Origin of the sequence: Amycolatopsis sp. NPDC052450 (assembly GCF_044547565.1) — a bacterium.
Taxonomy (GTDB): Bacteria; Actinomycetota; Actinomycetes; order Mycobacteriales; family Pseudonocardiaceae; genus Amycolatopsis.
Genome location: NZ_JBIUAQ010000008.1, coordinates 84,389 through 106,151, shown reverse-complemented (window position 1 = coordinate 106,151; position 21,763 = coordinate 84,389). Strand labels below are relative to the sequence as shown.

Sequence of the window (21,763 nt, the reverse complement as noted above, 5' to 3'; positions counted from 1 at the left end):
AACGGCGGCGGCGCCTGTGGCATCCAAGGGCCGGATCCGAGATCGAGAGGGGACGCCATGGAGATCGCTTGCCCGCAGTGCGCGCAGGTCGACCAGGTGCAGAGTGTGCCGGCGGTGTTCCAGAGCGGCCAGACCACCTACCGGGTGCAAGGCGGCATGACGGCCATCCCGGCGGGCGACGGCGTGGTCTACACCGCGACGACGCACACCGGCGTGTCGGTGACCGCGACCGCGGCGTCGCTCAACCCGTACCCGGTGCTCCGCGGCGGCGGATGCTTCCTGACGCTCGCGCTGGTGATGCTGATCCCCGCGTTCGTGTTCGTCGCGTTCGCCACCGACGTGCTCGCCGAGAATCCCGCTCCGACCGCGGGCGGCCGCGTCGGTGCGGCGATCGGCGCCTGGATCTTCCCGTTCGGGGCCTTCGCGCTCGTCGCGCTGTTCGCCGTGCTGTTCGTGCTCAGGCTGCGGCGCAACGCGCGGATCCGGCGAGGGATCCCGGACGCGCTCGCGTACTGGCGGCAGGCGTGGTTCTGCCATCGCTGTGGCGGCGTGTTCTTCCCGCGTGGCGAACTGATGTCGGCCGCGGCGTTCCGCGGACAGGTGTGGCGCGCGGGTGACTACGCGGGACTCATCCGAGGACGGTGAGCGCACCGGGGACGCAGGTGATGTCGATCGGCGGTCGTCCGAGCGGCTCGCCGTCGGCGTAGACGGGCAGATCGCTGCCGGCCAGGTGGATCTGTCCGGCCTTGAGGGTCCGCACCGCCGGATGCGCCAGGTGCTGCCCGGAGCGGACGCCGGGCAGCATGCGGATCAGGTCGCGCCTGGTCGCGTTCCCGACGACCGTGACGTCGAACAGGCCGTCTTCGGGGTCCGCGCCGGGACAGATCGGCATGCCGCCGCCGTAGTACGGGGTGTTGCCGACGGCGATCATGGTGGCGTCGAGTTCGATCGTCTCGACGTCGGTGCGGAGCACGACCGGGCGGGGCCGGAACGCGGCGAGTTCGGCCAGGATCGCGACGTCGTAGCGGCGCGGGCCGCGAGGCCAGGTCAGCCGGTTGGCGCGTTCGGTGACCAGCGCGTCGAAGCCGGAGCACAGGACCGTGGCGAACCATTCGCCGCCGGCCCGGCCGAGGTCGATCCTCCGTCGTTTCCCCTCCGCGATCCGCCTGGCGGCAAGATCCGCGGCGGCATGTGGTCGCTCGGGGATCTCGAGTGCCCTGGCGAAGTCGTTGCCGGTGCCCGCGGGCACGAGCCCGAGGGCGACGCCGGATTCGGCACAGAACTGCACGCCCTGATGCGCCGCGCCGTCGCCGCCGAGTACGACGAGGACGTCCAGCCCGGCCGCGCGCGAGTCGGTCATCAGCGCGCGGGATTCCCCGACCGTGTCGGCGACGAGGACGTCGAGCCGGTCCACGACGGGCCGCAGCCGCGCCGCGACCGACTCCATCAGCCGTCCCGCGGCCCCGTTACCGGAGGCGGGGTGGACGGCCAGTGCCGCGTGCATCCCCGGCTCAGGTGACGTCGTCGGTGCTGGTGCGCTTGCCGTTCGTGGCGGCCGACGGCTCCTCGTCGATCTTGCTCGGCGTGTAGTCGAACGGCGCGGCCTCGTCGTCGTCGAGCTGGTCCCAGCCCTCGGTGCCGCGTTCCTTGTCGAGCTTGCGGTCGTGGAAACGCGCGATCTGGATCGACATCTCCAGCAGCACCACCAGCGCACCCGCCAGTGCGATCATCGAGAACGGGTCCGAGCCGGGCGTCGCGAAGGCGGCGAAGACGAACACGACCATGATCAGGCCGCGACGCCACTTCTTCAGCATCTGGTACTTCAGGACGCCCACACGGTTCAGCATCACCACGAACAGCGGCAGCTCGAAGCTGACGCCGAAGATCAGCAGCAGCGACAGGATGAACGAGATGTACTTGTCACCGGTAAGGGCGGTGATGAACTGGTCGCCACCGAAGTTCATCAGCAGCTCGAGAGCGTGCGGGATGAGCAGGTACGCGAGAACGGCGCCGGTGGCGAAGAGGATCGACGCGAAGAAGACGAAGGTGAGCGCGTACTTGCGCTCCTTCGAGTAGAGGCCGGGCGCGATGAACGCCCAGATCTGGTAGAGCCACAGCGGCGCCAGCAGCACCGCGCCCGCGGCTATACCGACCTTCAGCTGAATCATGAAGGCTTCGAACGGGACCGTCTGGAGTAGCTGACAAGGGCCGTCCGGCTTGGCTCCAAGCCTGCGCTCCCAAGGGATGCCGCAATACGGGCCGGTCATGATGTCGCCGAGCGACGGGATCGGGCCCACCCTGGTCTGGAACCAGAGGAAACCGATGATCCCGCCCGCCAGGATGGCGAGCAGCGCGAAGCCCAGACGGCGCCGGAACTCGTAGATGTGCTCGATGAGCGTCATCGTGCCGTCGGGGTTGCTCCGACGGCTGCGCTTGCGCCGCTTCGTGCCGCGGCGCTCCTCACCGGAGGCGGAATCCGCCACTGGACAGTCCGTTCTCGTCAGGGTCCACCATGAGCGCGCCGCGACTTCGGCGCGCTCATCCGCGAACAGGCTCCGCTGGGCTGGCTGGAAGCTGGCTTACCGAAACCTCGGCTCAGCTGGCGTTCTTCTGCGCCTGCTCGGCCGGAGCGGGCGTGGCGGCCTGCTGCTTCTTGAGCTCGTCGAGCTGACGCTGGAGGTCGGCGACCTGCTTGTCCGCCGGGTTCGCGGCGGGCGCGGGCGTGGTGGCCTGCGGCAGCTGCTTGGTCTCGACCTCTTCGGTCTCGGCGGCCTTGTCCTTGTCCCCGGCCATGTCCTTGGTCTCGGCCTTGAAGATCTTCATGGACTTGCCGATGGACCGCGCGGCGTCCGGAAGCCTCTTGGCGCCGAACAGCAGGACAACGACGAGCACCAGGATGATGATGTGCCACGGCTGCAGCGCGTTCATCGTTTGCGGCCTCCTTCTCGAGTCTCTCAGGTGTGATGTTACCGGTCTTCGAGCCCACGTCGTTCCGCGATCGCCACGCGGAGCGCGGCCGACCGGGCGCGAAGGAGCCCTGTCCGTTTTCGGGTGTTCGTAGCCACCATGCTCATCGTATGGGTGAGCACGCGCAAGACTCTGCGTAATTTGATGAGCAGAACAAAGAGCAGGAGCAGCCCGGCGACGGCGAGCGCGATGCTCGGCAGGTACGACACGGCGTCACCCTACTGCTCGTAGGTTGACGTTAGGTGACGAGCCCGGGCCAGCGCGTCGGCCGCGCGTCGACGAACTGCCTCACCGAGCGCGGCAGGGCTTTCGACGTGCGCGTCTCCGCCCAAGCCGAGGATCAGCCGGACCATCCAGGACTCGTCGGCGTAGCGCATCCGGATCCGCAGGCGTCCGCCGTCGAGCTCGTCGAGCTCGTCGCAGGGGTAGTACTCGGCTACCCAGCGTGCGTCGGGGTCGAGGATGAGGACAGCTTCCTGCTGATCGGGACGCGGCCGAAAAACACCATCGGAAAGGTCAGTGGGCCGCGCGTGTGCCGGCGGGACGGCGGGTTCGTCGAGCACGGTGAGCTCGTCGATACGGTCGAGCCGGAACAGCCGGACGTCTTCGGCTCGGCGGCACCACGCTTCGAGGTAGCCGACCGCCTGGACGATGAGCAACCGCATCGGATCGACGGTGCGTTCGGTGATCTCGTCCTTCGACGCCGTGTAGTACCGGATCCGCAACGCGCGCTTCGCGGTGAGAGCGGCCCGGACGGCTTCGCGGGTGCCGGCGGTCTTCTTGCCTTCCCGCACTCCCCCGCCGACGACGATCCCCGACGGTTGGGCCTGGCCTGCCGCGGCCTCGATCTTCGCGATGGCGCGGCGGACCGCGTCGGCGTCGACCACGCCGGGCGTCTCGGCGAGTGCCCGCAGCGCGACGAGCATGGCCGTCGCCTCGCCGCCGGTGAGCCGCAGCGGGCGGTTCATGCCTGCGTCGTGCGTGACGACGATCGTGTCGCCCTCGAAGGAGAGGTCGATCAGGTCGCCGGGGCCGTAACCGGGCAGCCCGCACATCCACAGCAGTTCGAGGTCCTTGCGGAGCTGCTTGGGCGTGACGTCGAAGTCGTGGGCGGCATCGTCGATCTTGATCCCTGGCCTGGCGAGCAGATACGGCACGAGCGCGAGCAGCCGCGGCATCCGTCCGGTGGCGCTCATCGGGCACCACCGGCGTGCGCGATGGCCTCGAGGCGGCTGAAGACGGACTTCGCGAGCACCTCGGGTTCGAGAACGAGGACGTCCGGGCCGTGGGCGGTGAGCCAGTCGGCGGCGGATTCGGGGTAGTACAGCTCGATCTCCACGAGGTCGCCTTCTTCTCCCCCGGCGTCGCTGCGGCCGACCACCCGGCCGCGGCGGCGGACCCCGGCGGCCCTGCCGTCGGCGACCCAGACGCTGGCCGTGGTCACGGCGGACGGGTCCTCACTGCTGCTGGCGGAGACCATCCGCAGCAGGTTGACCCCTTCCGGGCGCTCGACGACGCCGGGCGGTCCGAAAGCATCGACCTTCCCTGTCACGCGCGATAGCCGGAAGCAGCGGGATGCGCCGCGATCCCTGTCGTGCCCGACGACGTACCACCGGCCCCGCCACGACACCACGCCCCACGGTTCGAGGGTGCGGATCTTGCGTTCGGCCGAACCGCTGCGGCGGTACTCGAAACGCACCGCCTGCCCGGCCTGGACGGCGGCGAGCAACGGGCCGAACGCCGGTTCGGCTCGGACGCGGGGCTCGACGACCGTCGGGGCGTGATCGTCGACCTCGACGCCCGCCGCGCGGAGCTTCACCAGCGCGCCTTGGGCCTCACCGGTCAATTCCGGGGAATCCCAGAGCCGGACGGCGAGGCCGACCGCGGTCGCCTCGTCGGGCGCGAGGTCGATTTCGCCGAGTTCGTAGTCGCGCCGCGCGATGCGGTAGCCGTCGATCGCGTCGAACGCGGAGTTACGGCCGGTCTCCAGCGGGATGCCGAGTTCACGCAGTTCGGTCTTGTCGCGCTCGAACATCCGGAAGTACGCCTCGTCGCTGGCCGCGTCGGCGTACCCGGGCACGATGCCCCGGATCCGCTCGGCGGTGAGGTACTGCCGAGTGGACAGGAGGGCCAGAACCAGGTTGACCAGACGTTCGGCGCGAGCGGTGGACACCCGGCTACCCTAGCCCGCGCCGTCCGACCCGATGGTGACAGCCGCCGATCGCGCGTCGTAACGATCCCTGGCCGTCTCGACCTCGTCGAAGCGCGTCTCGGCCCAGTCCTTGATCCCGGCCAGCAGTTGCCGGAGGCTCCGGCCGAGTTCGGTCAGTTCGTAGTCCACGCGCACCGGCACGCAAGCGGTGACCGTGCGGGTCAGCAGGCCGTCCCGTTCCAAGGTCCGCAGGGTCTGCGTGAGCATCTTCTGGCTGACGCCGGCGATCCTGCGGGAGAGGTCGCTGTAGCGCTGGGGCCCGTCTCCGAGGGCGACGAGGATGAGGCTCACCCACTTACCCGACACCTCGTCGAGCAGCTTCCGGGCAGGGCAGGCCGCGAGATAGGCGTCGTAGGCCCGTTTCTCCTCGTTCCGCCGCTCTTGTGCCGTGCGCGTGACCACGGTGCGCGTACCTCCGCGTGGGTTGGGCACCTCGAGGTGCGTACTTCCCGATGGAGAGTAACTCCCCATACGTTCGCGGGGAACGATCCCTTGGAGGAGAACGATGCGTGCAGTGGTGGTCCGCCGGTTCGGCGGTCCGGAAGTCCTTGAGTTCACCGAGATCCCGGTGCCCGTACCGGGAACCGGCCGGATACGGGTGCAGGTGGCCGCGGCCGGGGTCAACCCGGTCGACGCCGCGACCCGCTCGGGTTTTCTGACCGAGGCGGGGATCATCCCGCCGCGTGAGGTGATCGGGATCGGCTGGGATGTCGCCGGGACGGTCGACGCGGTGGGCGACGGTGTCACCGGGTTCGCCACGGGCGACGCCGTGATCGGCCTGCGGGACCGGCCGTCGACGGCGCTCGGCACGCACGCCGAGTTCGTCGTGCTCGACGCGGACGCGGTCGCCGCCGCCCCGCGGACGGCGTCTCTCGCGGAGGCCGCGACTCTGCCGTTGAACGGGCTCACCGCGGTCCAGGCCCTCGATCTGCTCGACCTGCCACCGGATGCGACGGTCCTGGTGACCGGTGCGGCGGGTGCCGTCGGCGGCTACGCGGTCACCTTGGCCAAGGCCCGCGGTTTCCGCGTGGTGGCGGTCGCCGGTTCCGCCGACGAGGCGCTGGTCCGAGGGTTCGGCGCGGAGGTTTTCGTGCCTCGCGGCGACTTCCTGGCCGATCGCGTGCGCGCGGTGATCCCCGGCGGTGTGGATGCGGCACTCGACACCGCGTTGCTCGGACTCGAAGCCTTGGACGCAGTCGCGAACCGAGGGCGGTTCGTGGTGTTCGCGGCCGGAGCGGCCCCGATTCCCTTGCGCGGCATCAGGGTCGAGCACGTCTGGATCCGCGCGGACGGCGCCGCGTTGGCCGATCTGGCGGCCCTCGTCGACGAAGGGACGCTCGCTCTGCGGGTCGCGGACACGTCGCCCTTGGACGAGGCGGCGAAGGCGCACGAGCGCCTTGCCACGGGCGGGCTTCGCGGGCGGCTGGTGCTGACGAACGAATAAGTTGACGCTTAATTAAGCCTACGGTTATCTTCGCATCATGGACGAGAACGAAACCCGGCTCGAACTCCGGCGCGAGTACCCGGACCCGATCGAAGACGTCTGGTCGGCGCTCACCGAATCCGAGCGCACGGCCCGCTGGATCGGCACGTGGACGGGCGAAACAGGGGTCGGCAACACGATCATGCTGCTGATGACCGCGGAGGAGGGCTCCGAACCGTCGCCCGCCGTCATCCGTGAATGCGATCCGCCCAAACGGCTGGCCATGGATCTGCACAACACCGAAGAGCCGACCTGGCGGGTGGAGTTGACGCTGACACCGCGCGGCGACGGAACGGTGCTCGACTTCGTGCACCGGATGCCCAAGCCGGATTGGGACACCTCGGACATCGCCAAGGGCTGGCACTTCTATCTCGACCGGCTAGGCGCTTCCCTCACCGGCGAACCGGTGCCCGAATGGGAGACGTACACGCCGCCTAGTGTCGCGTGATCCTGCTGCCTTGCGGCGCTGCGGCCCACGTGGTTCCTGGCAAGTCGGAGAAAAGCAGCTCGTACTGGATGTACTTGGGCTTTTCTCCGACGCAGTCAGGGGCCGCGTGGGCCGCAGCGGCGTAAGGCAAGCAGGGTCACGCGACACTAGTTTGGAGGCATGAACGATCGAATACTGCTGATCACCGGCGCCTCCCGCGGTCTCGGCGAGGCCACCGCACGCCGCGCGGCCGCGGCCGGGTTCCGGCTGGCGTTGCTCGCCCGCGACCGCGAGGCGCTGCTCCCCCTCGTCGCCGAGTTCGGCGAGGATCGCGCCCTCGCGCTCGCGGTCGACGTCACCGACTGGGGTTCGCTGTCCGCCGCGGTCGAGACGGTGAAGTCCACCTTCGGCGGGCTGGACGCGGTGTTCGCCAACGCGGGGCAAAGCGTCGTCGTCTCGTTCTTCGGTGACGGCGGCGCGGACCCCGAGCAGTGGCGGGACATGGTGCTGACGAACGTCTACGGCACCGCCCTCACCGCACGGGCGACCCTGCCGTCGCTGGCGGAATCGAAGGGGCACCTCGTGCTCACCGGTTCGGTCGCCGGGCGCTACCACCGGCCGGGGAACCTCTACTCGGCGACGAAATGGGCGGTGACCGGGCTCGCCGGGTCGATCCGCGAGGAGGCCGTCGGCACCGGCGTCCGGGTCACCGTCGTGCAGCCGGGCTTGGTGGACACCTCGATGATCCCCGAGGACTCGAAGTCCAAGCCGAAACTGGAACCCGACGACATCGCGAGGGCGGTGCTCTACGCGCTGGAGCAACCGCCCTCGGTCGACGTCAACGAAATCGTGGTCCGCCCGACCGGGCAGGTCCGCTAGCCCGGCAGCAGCGACTCGGCCAGCCGTCGCCAGTGCGGCATGGCCGACTCGCCGGGTTCGACGCCGATGACCTGGATCCCGACGTGGTCGGCGCCCGCGTCGAGATGGCCGCGCAGTTTCGCGGTGACGGTGTCGAGGTCGCCCCAGAACACGAGATCGTCGACGAGCCGGTCGCTGCCGCGGCCACCGTCGAGGTCTGCTTCCGTATAGCCGAGACGGAGGAACTTGGCGACGTTGTACTCGGACGTCAGGTAACCGTGCAGGTGCTCGCGAGCGATCCCGCGCGCCTTGCCCGGGTCGGTTTCGAACAGCACGGCGTGCTCGACGCCGAGGAAGGCCTTCTCCCCCAGCACTTCCCTCGCCTTGGCGGTATGCGACACCGGCACGTGATAGGTGTGCGCGCCCTCGGACCGGTCCCGGGCCAGTTCGAGCATCTTCGGCCCGTACGCGGCCAGCAGGCGCCGGATCGGCACGGCGGGCAGCGGGTTGGCGCTCGTGACCGTGTCGAGTTCGTCGAGGTAGCCGTTCATGGCCTCCAGCGGCTTGACGCCGGGACGCGCGCCACCGAAGCCGAGCCCCAGGACGTGCCGGTCCGGATACGCGTCGGCCAGCAGGAGCGCGGCGCCGCGGGTCCAGCGCGCACCGCGGGAGCCGATACGCGCGATGCCGTTGACCACGGCCATGCGTTCGGTGGACGCGAGCAGGAATCCGGCGTGGGTCAGGGCTTCCCGCCCGTCCCGTTCCGGGATCCAGATCGACGGCCAGCCGAGTTCTTCCAGTTCCCGCACCGAATCCCGCAGCATGCTCGCGGGCTGGTCTTCGAAGTCGAACGTCCAAATCCCGAAACGCCCCAGTTCCATCTGTCTCTCCTCAAGTCGAGTACAACATATCGAAGTATCGCAGATGTTCGATATGTTGTACTCGGCAGAGCTCAGATGGAGCGTCCCAGCAGGTCGACGAGCTGCGCGATCCGCTGTTCGTCACGGCGGTAGTGCGTCCACTTCCCCACGCGGGTGGACCGGACGAGCCCGGCGCGCTGCAGCAACGCCATGTACGCCGACACGGTGGATTGCGCGAGCCCCAGCTTCGCCTGGAGATGACTGACGCAGACGCCGACCTCGTTCTGGTCGGCGATCGCGTTCTCCGGCGGGAAATGCCGGTCCGGTTCGCGCAGCCACCCGAGCACCTGGAGGCGGATCGGGTTGGCGAGCGCCTTCAACACCTCGACGAGGTGCTCGGTCGTCTCCGGAACGGGTTCGGCTTGTGCGGTCATGATCCTTCGAGCTTATCGGTACAGGCGGTCGTGAAGGCGCCTTCGTCGTGGCTGGTGGGGCCACTGGGGCTAGAAGCGTGTGCGCCAAGCCCGTGAAGGACTCCTTGAGGGACTTTGGGTCCCTCAAGGAGTCCTTCACGGACCGCGAGCCCGGGATCAGCCCAAGTCAGAATCCAGCAGGTACCTCTAACCCGGAGCGCCACTCACGACCCAAGCCGGGCGGCCCTGCCTTTCGCCCCGCTCGCCCAGCACGCGCCGCGCGCGCAGTCGACCGAGTCCAGCGATCCGGTGTCGAACGACTTCCAGTGCCGCCCGCCGTCCGGGCTCAGATCGCTCCCGCCGGGGCCGACTGCGATGACCGTGTTCCCCAGCCAGGCCAGCCCGGAGCGGTAGCCGACCGGCGCCTCGGACGGCGTCCGCCAGGTGCGTCCCCTGTCCGCACTCAGCGCGACCGCCGGACCCGGCTCGTTCGGCGCCGCGTAGTCGCCACCGATCGCCACGCCGTGCCGTGGGTCCCGGAACGTCACCGAAAAGACCCCGGCGGAGGCGCCACTGGGCAACGGGGTGTCCGCGGCCTCCCAGGTCTTCCCGCCGTCGCCGGAGTGCAGGACCCGCGCGCGGGCGCCACCGCCGGTCGCGATCCAGGCGTCACGCGGGCCCGCGGTGGTGAGGCACTGGCCGCTGGCGGCGAACCCGAACTCGCCGTCCAGCGCGGGGACCATCCCCTCGGAAGACACGGGCTGCCAGGTCCGCCCTCCGTCCGAAGTGGACTGCAACCGGAACTTGCCGTCCACCGGATCGCTCATCGCGAGGCCGCGCCGATGGTCGAAGAAGGCGACGCAGTCGTAGAAGGCGGCCGGGTCACTGTTCTGAAAGGACAGTCGCCAGCTCCTGCCGCCGTCGTCGGTGCGATAGATCCGGGACGCGTCACCGGGTCCGATGGACAGGGCGACGGCGTGATCGGCGTCGAACGCCTCGATGTCACGGAAGTCGAGCGCCTCGGTGCCCGCCGGTGCGACCGGCTTCCAGGTGCGACCGCGGTCGGTGGTGCGCAGGATGGTGCCCCCGCTCCCGCTGACCCACGCCGTACGCGAGTCCACCGCGGCGAGTCCGCGCAACTGCGCGTCCGTACCCGTCGGAGTCTCCGTCCACCTCGGCTCGGGACATTCCGGCGCGGCTTGCGCGACCCCGGTGAACGCCAACGGGACGACCGCTCCCAGCAGGACCAGCAACGCACGGCGCATCAGCGCACCTCTCCCTCGGTCGAAGAACCGCGCGGGCAACCCTAGTCTGCTCGACGGCGACCTGGCGAGACCCGAGTCAGCCGGACTCCCGCTCAAGATGCTTCCGCACCTTCTCGGCCGTCGGGAACAGCAACCGGTGAGCGACGACGGCGTTGACGATCGTGAGGATCAGAGCGAGAACCGGCAGGAGCGTGTACATCACGATGCCGGGCGTCACCTCGATTCGGTCTTGCGGGTCGTATTGACCGGAACTGCCGATCTCGCTCAGATGAAAAACCAAGAAGATACTTGTCCCGAAGAGCGCGCCGGCAAAGGTACCAGCCTCGACTCCGCGTACGAGGATCGCGCTTTTCACTCTGACGTAGCCAGTAGCGACGTGCAAACGAGAGGTCAGCATTGCGATCCCTGAACCGATCAGACACGCGGCCACAAGGACACCCATGGTGACGGTCATTCGACTGGTCAAATAATTGTAGGAAGGATGGAGATTGTATCCTTCTATCGGCAACACGATGGCGATCGCGACACCGATGACGGCCGTACCCGCACCCAGACTGGTAGCGATTTCGCGTATTCTGCCGATCATGCCAGGCGGGAGCCAGCGATACGCCTCTGTCGGCCACACAGTCGGATATGTCACGAATTCCGCTTCCAGTCCGAAGAATGCGACATCGATTCCGTGTTGGTCCTCGGCCACGCGGACCCGAGAGAGTTGACCTTGTCCAGAATCGCGGCCTGCTCCACGGCGATGCTGTTGGTGAGCGAATCCACGGCACTGATGGTGGTGAAGATCGATGCGATCCCGGCCCCGATCGTGCCGACCAGGATGGCGATCGCGGCCGGGATTCCGACAACGCTGATCGCGCTGAGGATGGCCGCCACGATGGCGATGAGCAAACCGGCGAAGGTACCGATGATCTGGGTCCAGAAGCTGTCCAAACCGTTGGCGAGGTTGACGAGCGAGTTCCGGATCTGAAGTCCCAGGTCCTTGAGCGAGTTCAGCCCCGCCACCTGGGCGGGCACGGTGGCCTTGTACGTCTCGGCCGCCTTACCGGCCCATTCGATGTTCGTCTTGAGCTTGTCCAGGGATACCGAACCCGCGATCTCGCCGATGCCGTTACCGATCCGATCCGATCCGACCACTCGGCCGCTACCCGCCTCAATTTCGCGGGGTCACCCATGTCGTCGATGAATCTGTTGATCGCATCCCAGAATTCGGTCATCTTCCCGTTGAGCGCGTTCATACCCCGGCGGACGGGTTCGATCAGATCCGAGAGGATGTCCGGCACCCAGCTCATCACGCTGTTCACCTGGTCGAACAACTCACGGATCTTGTCTTCGATTTCACGAAGCTTTTCCATCGACTGATCGATGACCGGATTCGCTCCAGCGGCCGTCATGGTGGATTCCCCTCGGATGCGTCGCTAGCCGCGGCCGGCGCGATCGATGTCGAGCGCGTGCTGGTCCTCGTCGTGGGCGTACCGATCGGCGGCCGCGCGCAAGGAGGTGGACAGCGCACGGAAGTTGCTTCCCGCTTGGTCGATCATGTCCTGGATGAGGGCGCGGGCCTGGTTGTACTGCTTGTCGAGTCCCTTCGCCGCCGCGTACGACATGACGTCGCCGGGTCCGAGACCCAGCGGATCGATCGCCGCGCGAGGAGCGGCGAGATCATCCGCGGCCCTGTCCCACACGTCCGCGTCGGAACGAAGTGCGTCCAGCGCCAGCGCGAGATCGTAGTCGTCCGCCATTACGGCCGCTCCTTGCTGATCGACGGTTCGAGACCGACGCGGCGCGCCATCCGGTGCGGGTCGAAGAGCAGGCCCATGATCTCGGCGATCGCGGGACCTTGCGGGCTGTCGGTGAGACCTGGTGGAGCACTGGCCTCGCGAAGCCGGCGCAGCACGTCGAGGAGTTCGCTCTCGATCTCGCCCGTCCGTACCTGTGCCACCCAGGACTGGTCGATTTCCACGTCGACGATCTGCCCCTTGGTCACCGAGCCACGGACATGGCCACCACCGCTCTCCGCGGTGACGCGGCGGTCGACGACCTCGGCGGCCCGCTGAGTGAACTGTGCCAACTCGGCGGTCGCGGCTTCCACGAGGCGGAGCATGTCCTGTGTGCCGAGGGGTGACTCGTCGGCGAGGGACGCGGGTGTCGCGCCGAAGGTCGGCATGGCAGGCGGGTTGCGGGCGACATCGTCCACTTGCCGGGCCAAAGCGGCGATGGTGGCGGCGTTCGCCGCCGCTGCCACAGCGTTGTGCAGCCCGCGCGGGTCGACCGACCGTTTCCACTCCGGAGCGAGGACGACCGCGAGGACGTCCGCATCCGGTGCGACGAACACGGTGACGACGCCGTCCTGATCCCGCCCGGCGATCCGGTCGGCTTCGGGAACCGGTTCAGCGGCGGACGACCTCGGTGGATCGTCGTCCTGTTCCAGCTCTTCCTCGAACGCCCACCGCTCGTCGTCCATCCTCGCCCTCCCCGGCTCAGAACCCACAGCGACCTCCACGGTACCTGGAGTGACGATCGCGTGTCGGCCGGCTCTGAGCCGGGGGTCGATCAGAGCGAGGAAATGAGCCTTTCGACCCGTTCGTCCACCGAGCGGAACGGGTCCTTGCACAGCACGGTCCGCTGCGCCTGGTCGTTCAGCTTGAGGTGCACCCAGTCGACGGTGAAGTCACGCCCGGCGGCCTGCGCGGCGGCGATGAAGTCGCCGCGCAGCTTCGCGCGCGTGGTCTGCGGCGGGGTGTCCTTGGCCAGTTCGATCTCGCCGTCGTCGGTGACCCGCCGCACGAGGCCCTTCCGCTGCAACAGGTCGAAGATGCCGCGGCCGCGCCGGATGTCGTGGTAGGCCAGGTCGAGCTGGGCGATCCGCGGGCTCGACAGGTCGAGGTCGTGCTTGTTGCGGTAGCGCTCGACCAGCCGGTGCTTGATCGCCCAGTCGATCTCGGTGTCGATCTTGCTGAAGTCCTGCTGCTCGACCGCCTCCAGCGCCCGGCCCCACAGCTCGACGACACGCTCGGACTGCGGCGACGAACCGGTTTCCTTGACGTGCTGGACGGCGCGCGCGTGGTACTCGCGCTGAATGTCGAGCGCGGACGCCTCGCGGCCGCCGGCGAGCCGCACCTGGCGGCGGCCGGTGAGGTCGTGGCTGATCTCGCGGATGGCCCTTATCGGGTTGTCCAGCGTGAAGTCGCGGAACTGAACGCCCGCCTCGATCATCTCCAGCACCAGATGCGCCGAGCCGACCTTGAGCATCGTGGTCGGCTCGGCCATGTTCGAGTCGCCGACGATCACGTGAAGGCGCCGGTAGCGTTCGGCGTCGGCGTGCGGCTCGTCGCGTGTGTTGATGATCGGCCGCGAGCGCGTGGTGGCGCTGGAGACGCCTTCCCAGATGTGTTCCGCTCGCTGGGACAGGCAGTACACCGCGCCGCGCGGCGTCTGCAGCACCTTGCCCGCGCCACAGATGAGCTGCCGGGTCACCAGGAACGGCAGCAGCACGTCGGCGATCCGGGAGAACTCCCCGGCACGGGTCACGAGGTAGTTCTCGTGGCAGCCGTAGGAGTTGCCCGCCGAGTCGGTGTTGTTCTTGAACAGGAAGATGTCGCCGCCGATGCCCTCGTCCGCCAGCCGCCGCTCGGCGTCGACGAGCAGGTCCTCGAGGATGCGCTCCCCGGCCTTGTCATGGGTGACGAGCTGGACGAGGTCGTCGCATTCGGCCGTCGCGTACTCCGGGTGGGAGCCCACGTCGAGGTAGAGCCGCGAGCCGTTCGACAGGAAGACGTTCGACGAACGCCCCCAGGACACGACACGCCGAAACAGGTAACGCGCCACTTCGTCCGGGGAGAGCCTGCGTTGCCCATGAAAGGTGCACGTGACCCCGAACTCGGTCTCGATGCCAAAGATCCGCCGCTGCATTCCACCAGAGTAGGCGGTGAGGGCCCGGTGACGGTGCGCCGTTCGGGCGGCGACACGCGGTCGGTACGTTGCATTCGGTGAAAGGTGTGCGGGAAGTCCCGATCGGGTATCACGCGCATGACATCCCGACCCGGAAGCGGTGAATCCGTGTTAAAGCAGCTCAAACGCCCTTTCCGCAAGGTCGGACGGACTGACCGGAGGCTGATGGCCCGGAGCGCCGCGCTCCCGAGGACGCGGGCCGACGACGTGATCACCTCGCTCTCCAAAAGTGCGGACAAATCCAAGCTTTGGTGGTGTGTCGCGGTCGCGCTCGCGGCGAAGAAGGGGCCGACGCGCCGGGGTGCGCTCCGCGGCGTGGCGGCCATCGCCGGGGCCAGCGCCGCGGCGAACCTGATCGGCAAGCCGCTGTTCCCCCGCCGCCGTCCCGCGGCCGAAGAAGTGCCGATGCACCGGCGTCTCGTCCGGCGGCCGACCTCGTCGTCGTTCCCGTCCGGACACTCGGCGTCCGCGGCGGCCTTCGTCACGGCCGTCGCGATGGAATCGCCCAAGACCGGCGCCGCACTCGTCCCGCTGGCCGCCGCCGTGGCCTATTCCCGGGTCCATACGGGCGTCCACTGGCCCAGTGACGTCGGCGTGGGCATCGGCATCGGTATCGGCGCCGGCCTGCTGACGCGGCACTGGTGGCCGTTGCATCCCGACGTTCCCGGCCGCACCGCGCACACCGCCGAAGCGCCGGAGATGCGCGACGGGGAGGACATGCTCGTCCTGGTCAACCCGCATTCGGGGATCGACGGCCAGGACCCGACCGAGGAAGCCCGCTTCGCCTGGCCCAAGGCCACCATCCTGTACCCGGACGCGAAACGGGATCTGCGCGAGCAGCTCTGCGACGAGATCGCCGCCCGCGACAACACCGTGCGCGCGCTCGGCGTCGCCGGCGGTGACGGGACGGTCGCCGCGGTGGCCGCCGTCGCGTCCGACCACGACCTGCCGCTCGCGCTCATCCCGGCCGGCACCCTCAACCACTTCGCCCGCGACGTCGGCATGCGTTCGATGCCCGACGCGGACGCCGCCACCGAAGCGGGCAACGCCGTCGGCGTCGACCTCGGCGAGGTCGAGATCAACGACGGCGACGACCACCGCTACTTCGTGAACACCGCCAGCCTCGGCGGCTACCCGGAAATGGTCCGGATCCGGGAGCGGCTGCAGAAGCGGCATCCCAAGTGGCCGTCCGCGGCGATCGCGCTCGCCCGCACCCTCCGGCGCGCGAAGCCGCTCGAAGTGACCCTCAACGGCAAGCACACCAGCATCTGGCTGCTGTTCGTCGGCAACGGCACCTACTCGCCCAAGGGGCTCGCGCCTTCTCGCCGCCCGGCGCTCGACACCGGCCTTCTCGACGTCCGCTACCTGCGGGCCGACGTGCCGTATTCGCGGGCGCGGTTCATCCTGGCCACGATCACGAACAGCCTCAACGCCAGCCACGTCTACCAGGAACTCGACGTCCCGGAACTGCACGTCCGGCTGCTCGACGGCAACCGCCGCGTCGCCACCGACGGCGAGGTCGGCCCACTCGGCAACGACTTCCGCTTCCGGTCGCGGCCCAGCGCGCTCACCATCTACCGGCTCTAAGCCTCCAGCAGGGCACTGCCCAGCGGCGTCAGCGAGTGCAGCACCGCGTTGCGGTCACGTTCGGTGGTGATCAGCCCCGCTCGCCGCAACACGGAGGTGTGCTTGCTGGCGGCCGACGGAGTCACGCCGAGCCGCGCGGCCAGCTCTGACGTGCTGCGGCCGACCGCGAGCACAGCCAGCGTCGCCGCCCGGGTCGGCCCGAGCAGGTCGGCCAGGGCGGTGTCCGGCGATCTTCGTACGTCGCGGCCGTACCCGGTCGACGGGGCCCCCTGCCGCACCGAGGGGTAAAGCAGCCGGACGGGTCCCCGGCCCGTCGCCGGGACGACCACCGGGCACACCGCGAAATACGTCGGCGAGATCATCAGCCCGGCACCGTCCGAGCCGCAGGAACCGACGATCCCGTCGCCGATCTCCAGCACCGGGGACGACCAGCGCACCAGCGGCCGCAGGCTCATCAGCGCCGCGTCCACCCCTTCGTTCAGCATCAGCTGCGCACGCATCCCCCGGTCCGCGTCCACCTGGGCTCGCGCCGCTTCCCATCCCGGCGCCAGCGAGAGGTCGAAGTAGTCCTGCATCGCCTGGACGAGCTTCGGCAGCCCGGCGGTGTCCCCATCCGGCAATCCGGCCGCCCAGGCCGGCAACTCCCGGTTCACCGCGACATCGCGCAACGCCGACTTCAAGCCGACCGAGTCGGTCCGGGCGATCTCCGCGAGCCCCGCCTCCAACCCCGGTTCGTCGGCTTCCGGAACGAGAAAAGCCGGAATCGGCGCGTACGGCCGGCACAACCACAGCAGCACCGAAGCCGACTCCACCAGTCCGAGCCGGACACGGTGCCGCCACCGGTTGAACAACGCCGAGCCCGCGTCGCGCCGCTGCAGGATCTGAAGACTGGAAACCAGCTCGGCCAAGGGATCCGCTTCGGGCGCGAGCCGGACGCGCGTCAGGTCCTGCAACGTCAGCTCGATTCGCACGGATACCCTCGCCTTGCTCGAAGTCGTCGCCGTGTGATCGCGAACCAGGCCATTCCGTTACATCGCTGAACTGCCGTATTGCCGCTCCCGGAAATCTCCTCGACGGCCATGGTTCAGACCTGAATGATGTTCGGAGAAGGCCCGCTTCTCGGGGGTTTACGCGGCGCCTTCCACGAGGGGGATTCACCGGCAGTGCCTTCGGGCCGCGATTCGCCGCGGCCCGGCGACGGCTGTCTTTCCCTTCACCTCACTGGGAGAAAACGCTTTCCACAAAGGGGAAAGAAAATGACGAAAATGAAGCGCCTGGCGGGAATCATCGCCGCCGCCGCGGGTGTCCTGACCCTGGTCACCGCACCCGCCGCCACCGCGGCTCCGCAGCCCACCGGCGACGGGTTCAAGACGGTCAGCGTGCACGGGATGAAGCTCATCCCGGTCAAGCGCACCTCCACCGGCGCGCGCACGCAGGCCGCCGGAGTCGCCGACGCGGACATGTTCCTCATCCCGTCCGGGCTCGACACGAACAAGTGCTGGGACGCCGACCTCAACACCATCAACCGCAACGGCACCAAGATGCAGCTCTGGGACTGCAACTTCGACGCGGACCACCAGGCGTTCTACATCACCGACAACCCCGAGGGCTACACCCGCTTCCAGAACGTGGCCAGCGGCCGCTACCTGGACGCGGACCTCAACTCCATCAACAGGAACGGCACCGTCGTCCAGCTCTGGGACTTCATCGCCGGTGCCAAGAACCAGTGGTGGGGCGGCACCGTCAACCCCGAGGGTTACGTCCGCTTCCAGAACCCGAGCGCCGGCCGTTACCTGACCGCTGAAGGCAACTCGGCCGCCAACGGCACGCGGCTCCAGCTGTGGAGCTTCATCGCCGGTGGCCGCAGCCAGTGGTGGGGCAACGGCCCCGCCTGAGGCCGAACCGGTCGCTTGACCGAAGCCACCTGATGCCGTGAATGCCTCCTTCCCTACTCTCAAGGTAGGGAAGGAGGCCTTCACGGCGTTCGACTTGGGAAGGCACCTGCCGTCTGGGAGGCCACGGCGCTCCCAATGTGGCATTGGGGACGCTGAGTGTCCCCAATGCCACATTGGGAGCAGCGAATGGGGGGCGTGACGCGCGGCCACGAGGAACCCGCGTCGCGTCTACTGTGTACGCGACCTCCGGAAATACAGGAAGGCCCCCTTACTTGCGACCAGCGCAAGGAAGGGGGCCTTCCTGTACTTGAGACTCAGTCCTTCTTGGACTCGCCCTCGGCTTCGTCCTCTGCGGGCTCCTCCGGCTCGGGAGGCAGAAGCGCGTCGAGCGCGGCGCCGGCGACCCGGCGGAACTTACGTCCGCGCCGATCCCGTTCGAGGACGGCGACCTCGAGCTTCACCGGGTCCGAGTCGCCGTTCGTGGGCGTGGGGGTGTTGGCGCGCAACGCCTTCACCGCGACGCCGAGCGCCGCTTCCAGCTCCATGTCCGACTCGTAGCTGTCCTTCAGCTTCGTGGTGAGCGTGTCGGCCTGACCGCCCATCACGACGAACTTCGGCTCGTCGAAGATCGAACCGTCGTAGGTCAGCCGGTACAGCTGGTCCTCGGCCGCGGTCGCGCCGACCTCGGCTACACAGACCTCCACCTCGAACGGCTTCAGCTGCTCGGTGAAGATGCTGCCCAGCGTCGCGGCGTACGCGTTCGCCAGCGCACGCGCGCTGACGTCCCGCCGGTCGTACTGGTAGCCCTTCAGGTCCGCGTGCCGGATGCCGGCGACGCGGAGGTTCTCGAACTCGCTGTAGCGGCCCACGGCCGCGAAACCGATCCGGTCGTAGATCTCCGACACCTTGTGCAACGTCGCCGAGGGGTTCTCGGCCACGAACAGCACGCCACCGCGGTACTTGAGCACGACCACGCTCCGGCCACGCGCGATGCCCTTGCGCGCGATCTCGGAACGCTCCCGCATCAGCTGCTCGGGAGAGGCGTACAACGGCATCGTCACTGTGGTGCTCCGCTCTTTCGGGCTCTCATCGGGAAGGGGACAGGGAGAGGGCTAGCGCCCGCGCTCGGCTCGTGCGGCCACGATGGCCTCGGCCACCGCGGTCGTCTGCTCGAGCGGCACCGCCACCGCACCCTGCTCCGCGGTGACCGTCACGATCGTCGGGAAGATCCGGCGCACCAGATCCGGGCCGCCGGTCGCGGTGTCGTCGTCCGCCGCGTCGTACAACGCCTCCACCGCCGTCCGGATCGCGGCTTCGACGTCCGCGTCCGGGTCGTACAGCTTCTTCAGCGAGCCCTTCGCGAACAGCGACCCCGAGCCGATGGCGTGGTAGCCGGCGCTCTCCTCGTAACGTCCGCCGGTCGCGTCGTACGAGACGATCCGGCCCGCGTGCTTCGCGTCCTCCGCGTCGAGGTCGTAGCCGACGAACAACGGCAGCACGGCGAGCCCCGCCATCGCCATCTCCAGGTTGGACTTCACCAGCCCGGCGAGCTTGTTCGTCTTGCCGTCGAGCGAGAGCGAAACACCCTCGATCTTCTCGTAGTGCGCCAGTTCGACCGCGTACAGCCGCACCATCTCGATCGCGAGCCCGGCAGAGCCCGCGATGCCCACCGCCGAGTACTCGTCGGTGACGTGCACCTTCTCCATGTCGCGCGAAGCGATCAGATTGCCCGACGTGGCCCGCCGGTCACCGGCGATCAGCACCCCGCCCGCGAACTTGACCGCGACGATCGTCGTCCCGTGCGGGGCGTCCAGCCCGCCCGCCCCGGTCGAGACCCGCCGCTCCGGGAGCAGCTCGGGCGCCTGCGCCCGAAGGAAGTCCGAGAACGACGAGGTCGCCGACGAGAAGTACGCGGCGGGCAGCGCCGACTTACCCGAGGTGTGTTCCATACGTGCTCAAAGTTCCAATCTGTGTGATCCGCCGGCTCCGCACAGGCGGCCGCGCGGGCCGCCGGAAGACGAGTTACTCGCCGCCCTTTTGCACGTAGGCGCGGACGAAGTCCTCGGCGTTCTCCTCGAGCACGTCGTCGATCTCGTCGAGGATCGTGTCGACGTCCTCGCCGAGCTTCTCGCGCCGTTCCTGACCCGCCGGACCGCCGTCCTCGAACTCTTCGTCCGAGTCGCCGCCGCCGTGCTTTTCGATCTTTTCCTGAGCCATCTCGCCTCCCGGTGTGGCCGATGTTTCCTAGCCTACCCAGCGGTCCCGACATTCCGCGGGATCCGTGATCGCTTAACCCCGATGAAAGGAAATCCCGCTAGTCCGAACCGGTGAGCGCCTCCACCAGCTCCTCGGCGGTCGCGGAGTCGTCCAGCAACTTCCCCACGTGGGCCTTCGTGCCCCGCAACGGCTCCAACGTCGGGATCCGCACCAGCGATTCCCTGCCGACGTCGAAGATGACCGAATCCCACGACGCCGCCGCGATGGAGTTGGCGTACTTCTCCAGCGCGCGGCCCCGGAAATAGGCCCTGGTGTCCGAAGGCGGCGTCGTGACCGCCTCCAGCACCTCCTCCTCGGTCACCAGGCGCTTCATCGAACCCCTGGTGACGAGCCTGTTGTACAGGCCCTTGTCCAAGCGGACATCCGAGTACTGCAGGTCGACCAGCCGCAACCGCGGCGCGCCCCAGGCCAGCTGGTCCCGCGCGCGGTAGCCCTCGAGCAACCGCAGCTTCGCCGGCCAGTCCAGCCTGTCCGCGCATTCCTGGGGGTCCCGCGCCAGTGCGTCCAGGATCTCGCCCCAGACCCGCAGGACCTCCTTGGAGGCCTCGTCCGCGCCGGTGCGCTCCAGGTTCGCCGACGCGATCTCGTGATAGGCGAACTGGAGATCCAGCCCGGTGTACTTGCGCCCGTTGGCCAGCGACACCTTCGCCTTGAGCGTCGGGTCGTGGCTGATCTGGTGCACGGCCCGCACCGGTTCGTCCAGCTTCAGGTCGTCGAACCGGATGCCGGCCTCGATCAGGTCCAGCACCAGCGCCGTCGTGCCGACCTTGAGGTACGTGGAGTACTCGGCAAGGTTCGCGTCGCCGATGATGACGTGCAGACGGCGGTACTTGTCCGCGTCGGCGTGCGGCTCGTCGCGGGTGTTGATGATCCCGCGCTTGAGCGTCGTCTCCAGGCCGACCTCGACCTCGATGTAGTCGGAGCGCTGCGAGAGCTGGAAACCGGCTTCCTCGCTCTGCTGCCCGACACCGACCCGCCCCGAACCGGTCATCACCTGCCGGGACGCGAAGAACGGCGTCAGCCCTCCGATCACCGCGGTGAACGGGGTCGAACGCTGCATCAGGTAGTTCTCGTGCGTGCCGTAGCTCGCGCCCTTGCCGTCGACGTTGTTCTTGTACAACTGCAAAGGCGGCTGGCCGGGGACGGTGGCGGCCTTGCGCGCCGCCTCCTCCATGACCCGTTCGCCCGCCTTGTCCCAGATGACCGCGTCGCGCGCGTTCGTCACCTCGGGGGCCGAGTACTCCGGGTGCGCGTGGTCGACGTACAGCCGCGCCCCGTTGGTCAGGATGACGTTCGCCGCGCCGAGGTCCTCGACGTCCGGGTCGTGCCCGGGGCCGCTCGGGCCGGTCAGGTCGAACCCGCGGGCGTCGCGCAGTGGCGATTCCACCTCGTAGTCCCACCGTGCCCGCCTCGCCCGCGGGATGTCGGCCGCGGCCGCGTAGGCCAGCACGACCTGGGTCGAGGTGAGTACCGGGTTCGCCGTCGCGTCGCCCGGCACCGCGATGCCGTACTCGACTTCGGTTCCCATGATCCGCCGCATACCCACCACCCTACGGGGTCGG

At 68.7% G+C, this 21,763-nt stretch carries 26 protein-coding genes; 6 read left to right on the top strand and 20 right to left on the bottom strand.

Annotated features, from left to right (window positions below):
- Window positions 1-57: 57 nt before the first annotated feature.
- Window positions 58-645 (top strand): hypothetical protein, encoded by a 588-nt coding sequence (locus ACIHAO_RS16080; protein ID WP_396558433.1) that lies wholly within the window; start codon window positions 58-60, stop codon window positions 643-645.
- Here ACIHAO_RS16080 and ACIHAO_RS16075 read toward each other — a convergent pair.
- The 7 genes from ACIHAO_RS16075 to ACIHAO_RS16045 form a co-directional block, all read right to left on the bottom strand.
- The gene (locus tag ACIHAO_RS16075; RefSeq protein ID WP_396558431.1) at window positions 629-1,504 is read right to left on the bottom strand and encodes a diacylglycerol/lipid kinase family protein; all 876 of its coding nucleotides are present in this window, start codon (window positions 1,502-1,504) and stop codon (window positions 629-631) included. The two genes, ACIHAO_RS16080 and ACIHAO_RS16075, sit on opposite strands and share 17 nt — an antisense overlap.
- Window positions 1,505-1,511: 7 nt before the next feature.
- Window positions 1,512-2,483 carry a twin-arginine translocase subunit TatC gene (gene tatC / locus ACIHAO_RS16070; RefSeq protein ID WP_396558429.1) on the bottom strand — a complete coding sequence of 324 codons (972 nt, stop codon included), beginning with the start codon at window positions 2,481-2,483 and terminating at the stop codon, window positions 1,512-1,514.
- A gap of 112 nt (window positions 2,484-2,595) precedes the next feature.
- Window positions 2,596-2,928: a Sec-independent protein translocase subunit TatA gene (tatA, locus tag ACIHAO_RS16065; protein ID WP_396558427.1), complete on the bottom strand. Its 333-nt coding sequence runs from the start codon at window positions 2,926-2,928 to the stop codon at window positions 2,596-2,598.
- A 38-nt stretch (window positions 2,929-2,966) separates the two neighbouring features.
- Window positions 2,967-3,176, bottom strand: a complete 210-nt coding sequence (locus ACIHAO_RS16060; protein WP_125787713.1) for a bacteriophage holin — start codon at window positions 3,174-3,176, stop codon at window positions 2,967-2,969.
- A gap of 9 nt (window positions 3,177-3,185) precedes the next feature.
- Entirely contained in the window at window positions 3,186-4,163 is a 978-nt protein-coding gene (locus tag ACIHAO_RS16055; protein ID WP_396558425.1) for a helix-turn-helix transcriptional regulator, read from the bottom strand.
- Entirely contained in the window at window positions 4,160-5,140 is a 981-nt protein-coding gene (locus ACIHAO_RS16050) for a helix-turn-helix transcriptional regulator (RefSeq protein ID WP_396558423.1), read from the bottom strand. The genes ACIHAO_RS16055 and ACIHAO_RS16050 overlap by 4 nt, the downstream gene beginning before the upstream one ends.
- Window positions 5,141-5,149: 9 nt before the next feature.
- Window positions 5,150-5,581 carry a winged helix-turn-helix transcriptional regulator gene (locus tag ACIHAO_RS16045; RefSeq protein WP_396558421.1) on the bottom strand — a complete coding sequence of 144 codons (432 nt, stop codon included), beginning with the start codon at window positions 5,579-5,581 and terminating at the stop codon, window positions 5,150-5,152.
- 103 nt (window positions 5,582-5,684) lie between these two features.
- Between ACIHAO_RS16045 and ACIHAO_RS16040 the strand changes: the two genes are divergently transcribed.
- From ACIHAO_RS16040 to ACIHAO_RS16030, 3 genes are all read left to right on the top strand, one after another.
- Window positions 5,685-6,623, top strand: a complete 939-nt coding sequence (locus tag ACIHAO_RS16040; RefSeq protein ID WP_396558419.1) for an NADP-dependent oxidoreductase — start codon at window positions 5,685-5,687, stop codon at window positions 6,621-6,623.
- A gap of 37 nt (window positions 6,624-6,660) precedes the next feature.
- Window positions 6,661-7,110 (top strand): SRPBCC family protein, encoded by a 450-nt coding sequence (locus ACIHAO_RS16035; RefSeq protein ID WP_396558417.1) that lies wholly within the window; start codon window positions 6,661-6,663, stop codon window positions 7,108-7,110.
- Between the two features lie 159 nt (window positions 7,111-7,269).
- A complete protein-coding gene (locus ACIHAO_RS16030; protein ID WP_396558415.1) occupies window positions 7,270-7,968 on the top strand; it encodes an SDR family oxidoreductase in 699 nt (232 codons plus the stop codon).
- Here ACIHAO_RS16030 and ACIHAO_RS16025 read toward each other — a convergent pair.
- The 8 genes from ACIHAO_RS16025 to pafA form a co-directional block, all read right to left on the bottom strand.
- Entirely contained in the window at window positions 7,965-8,828 is an 864-nt protein-coding gene (locus ACIHAO_RS16025; RefSeq protein WP_396558412.1) for a TIGR03620 family F420-dependent LLM class oxidoreductase, read from the bottom strand. The genes ACIHAO_RS16030 and ACIHAO_RS16025 overlap by 4 nt on opposite strands.
- Before the next feature lie 71 nt (window positions 8,829-8,899).
- Window positions 8,900-9,241 (bottom strand): helix-turn-helix transcriptional regulator, encoded by a 342-nt coding sequence (locus ACIHAO_RS16020; RefSeq protein ID WP_125787707.1) that lies wholly within the window; start codon window positions 9,239-9,241, stop codon window positions 8,900-8,902.
- Window positions 9,242-9,444: 203 nt separating this feature from the next.
- Window positions 9,445-10,485 carry a WD40/YVTN/BNR-like repeat-containing protein gene (locus ACIHAO_RS16015; RefSeq protein ID WP_396558410.1) on the bottom strand — a complete coding sequence of 347 codons (1,041 nt, stop codon included), beginning with the start codon at window positions 10,483-10,485 and terminating at the stop codon, window positions 9,445-9,447.
- Window positions 10,486-10,561: 76 nt separating this feature from the next.
- Window positions 10,562-11,182 (bottom strand): hypothetical protein, encoded by a 621-nt coding sequence (locus ACIHAO_RS16010; protein WP_396558408.1) that lies wholly within the window; start codon window positions 11,180-11,182, stop codon window positions 10,562-10,564.
- Window positions 11,122-11,628, bottom strand: coding sequence for a hypothetical protein (locus tag ACIHAO_RS16005; protein ID WP_396558406.1), 507 nt, complete (start codon window positions 11,626-11,628; stop codon window positions 11,122-11,124). The genes ACIHAO_RS16010 and ACIHAO_RS16005 overlap by 61 nt, the downstream gene beginning before the upstream one ends.
- A 281-nt stretch (window positions 11,629-11,909) precedes the next feature.
- Window positions 11,910-12,233: a hypothetical protein gene (locus ACIHAO_RS16000; protein WP_125794107.1), complete on the bottom strand. Its 324-nt coding sequence runs from the start codon at window positions 12,231-12,233 to the stop codon at window positions 11,910-11,912.
- A complete protein-coding gene (locus ACIHAO_RS15995; protein WP_396558404.1) occupies window positions 12,233-12,955 on the bottom strand; it encodes a hypothetical protein in 723 nt (240 codons plus the stop codon). The genes ACIHAO_RS16000 and ACIHAO_RS15995 overlap by 1 nt, the downstream gene beginning before the upstream one ends.
- An 89-nt stretch (window positions 12,956-13,044) precedes the next feature.
- A complete protein-coding gene (gene pafA, locus ACIHAO_RS15990; RefSeq protein ID WP_037319655.1) occupies window positions 13,045-14,403 on the bottom strand; it encodes a Pup--protein ligase in 1,359 nt (452 codons plus the stop codon).
- Window positions 14,404-14,550: 147 nt separating this feature from the next.
- On the opposite strand from pafA, the gene ACIHAO_RS15985 reads away from it, so the two are divergent.
- The gene (locus tag ACIHAO_RS15985; RefSeq protein WP_396558401.1) at window positions 14,551-16,029 is read left to right on the top strand and encodes a bifunctional phosphatase PAP2/diacylglycerol kinase family protein; all 1,479 of its coding nucleotides are present in this window, start codon (window positions 14,551-14,553) and stop codon (window positions 16,027-16,029) included.
- On the opposite strand, the gene ACIHAO_RS15980 is transcribed toward ACIHAO_RS15985, so the two are convergent.
- Window positions 16,026-17,000: an ArsR/SmtB family transcription factor gene (locus ACIHAO_RS15980; RefSeq protein ID WP_396558399.1), complete on the bottom strand. Its 975-nt coding sequence runs from the start codon at window positions 16,998-17,000 to the stop codon at window positions 16,026-16,028. The two genes, ACIHAO_RS15985 and ACIHAO_RS15980, sit on opposite strands and share 4 nt — an antisense overlap.
- A 285-nt stretch (window positions 17,001-17,285) precedes the next feature.
- Here ACIHAO_RS15980 and ACIHAO_RS15975 point away from each other — a divergent pair, with 285 nt between their 5' ends.
- On the top strand, window positions 17,286-17,924 hold the full coding sequence (locus ACIHAO_RS15975; RefSeq protein WP_396558398.1) for an RICIN domain-containing protein: 639 nt from the start codon (window positions 17,286-17,288) through the stop codon (window positions 17,922-17,924).
- A gap of 314 nt (window positions 17,925-18,238) precedes the next feature.
- Here the strand turns inward: ACIHAO_RS15975 and prcA are convergent, their stop codons facing one another.
- The 4 genes from prcA to dop all read right to left on the bottom strand — a co-directional run bounded on the left by prcA (window position 18,239) and on the right by dop (window position 21,741).
- Window positions 18,239-18,985: a proteasome subunit alpha gene (gene prcA, locus ACIHAO_RS15970; RefSeq protein WP_396558397.1), complete on the bottom strand. Its 747-nt coding sequence runs from the start codon at window positions 18,983-18,985 to the stop codon at window positions 18,239-18,241.
- Between the two features lie 51 nt (window positions 18,986-19,036).
- A complete protein-coding gene (gene prcB, locus ACIHAO_RS15965; protein ID WP_396558396.1) occupies window positions 19,037-19,873 on the bottom strand; it encodes a proteasome subunit beta in 837 nt (278 codons plus the stop codon).
- Between the two features lie 73 nt (window positions 19,874-19,946).
- Complete coding sequence (locus ACIHAO_RS15960) at window positions 19,947-20,141, bottom strand: ubiquitin-like protein Pup (RefSeq protein ID WP_037319666.1); 195 nt, start codon at window positions 20,139-20,141, stop codon at window positions 19,947-19,949.
- A gap of 97 nt (window positions 20,142-20,238) precedes the next feature.
- On the bottom strand, window positions 20,239-21,741 hold the full coding sequence (dop, locus tag ACIHAO_RS15955) for a depupylase/deamidase Dop (RefSeq protein ID WP_396558394.1): 1,503 nt from the start codon (window positions 21,739-21,741) through the stop codon (window positions 20,239-20,241).
- Between the last annotated feature and the right edge of the window lie 22 nt (window positions 21,742-21,763).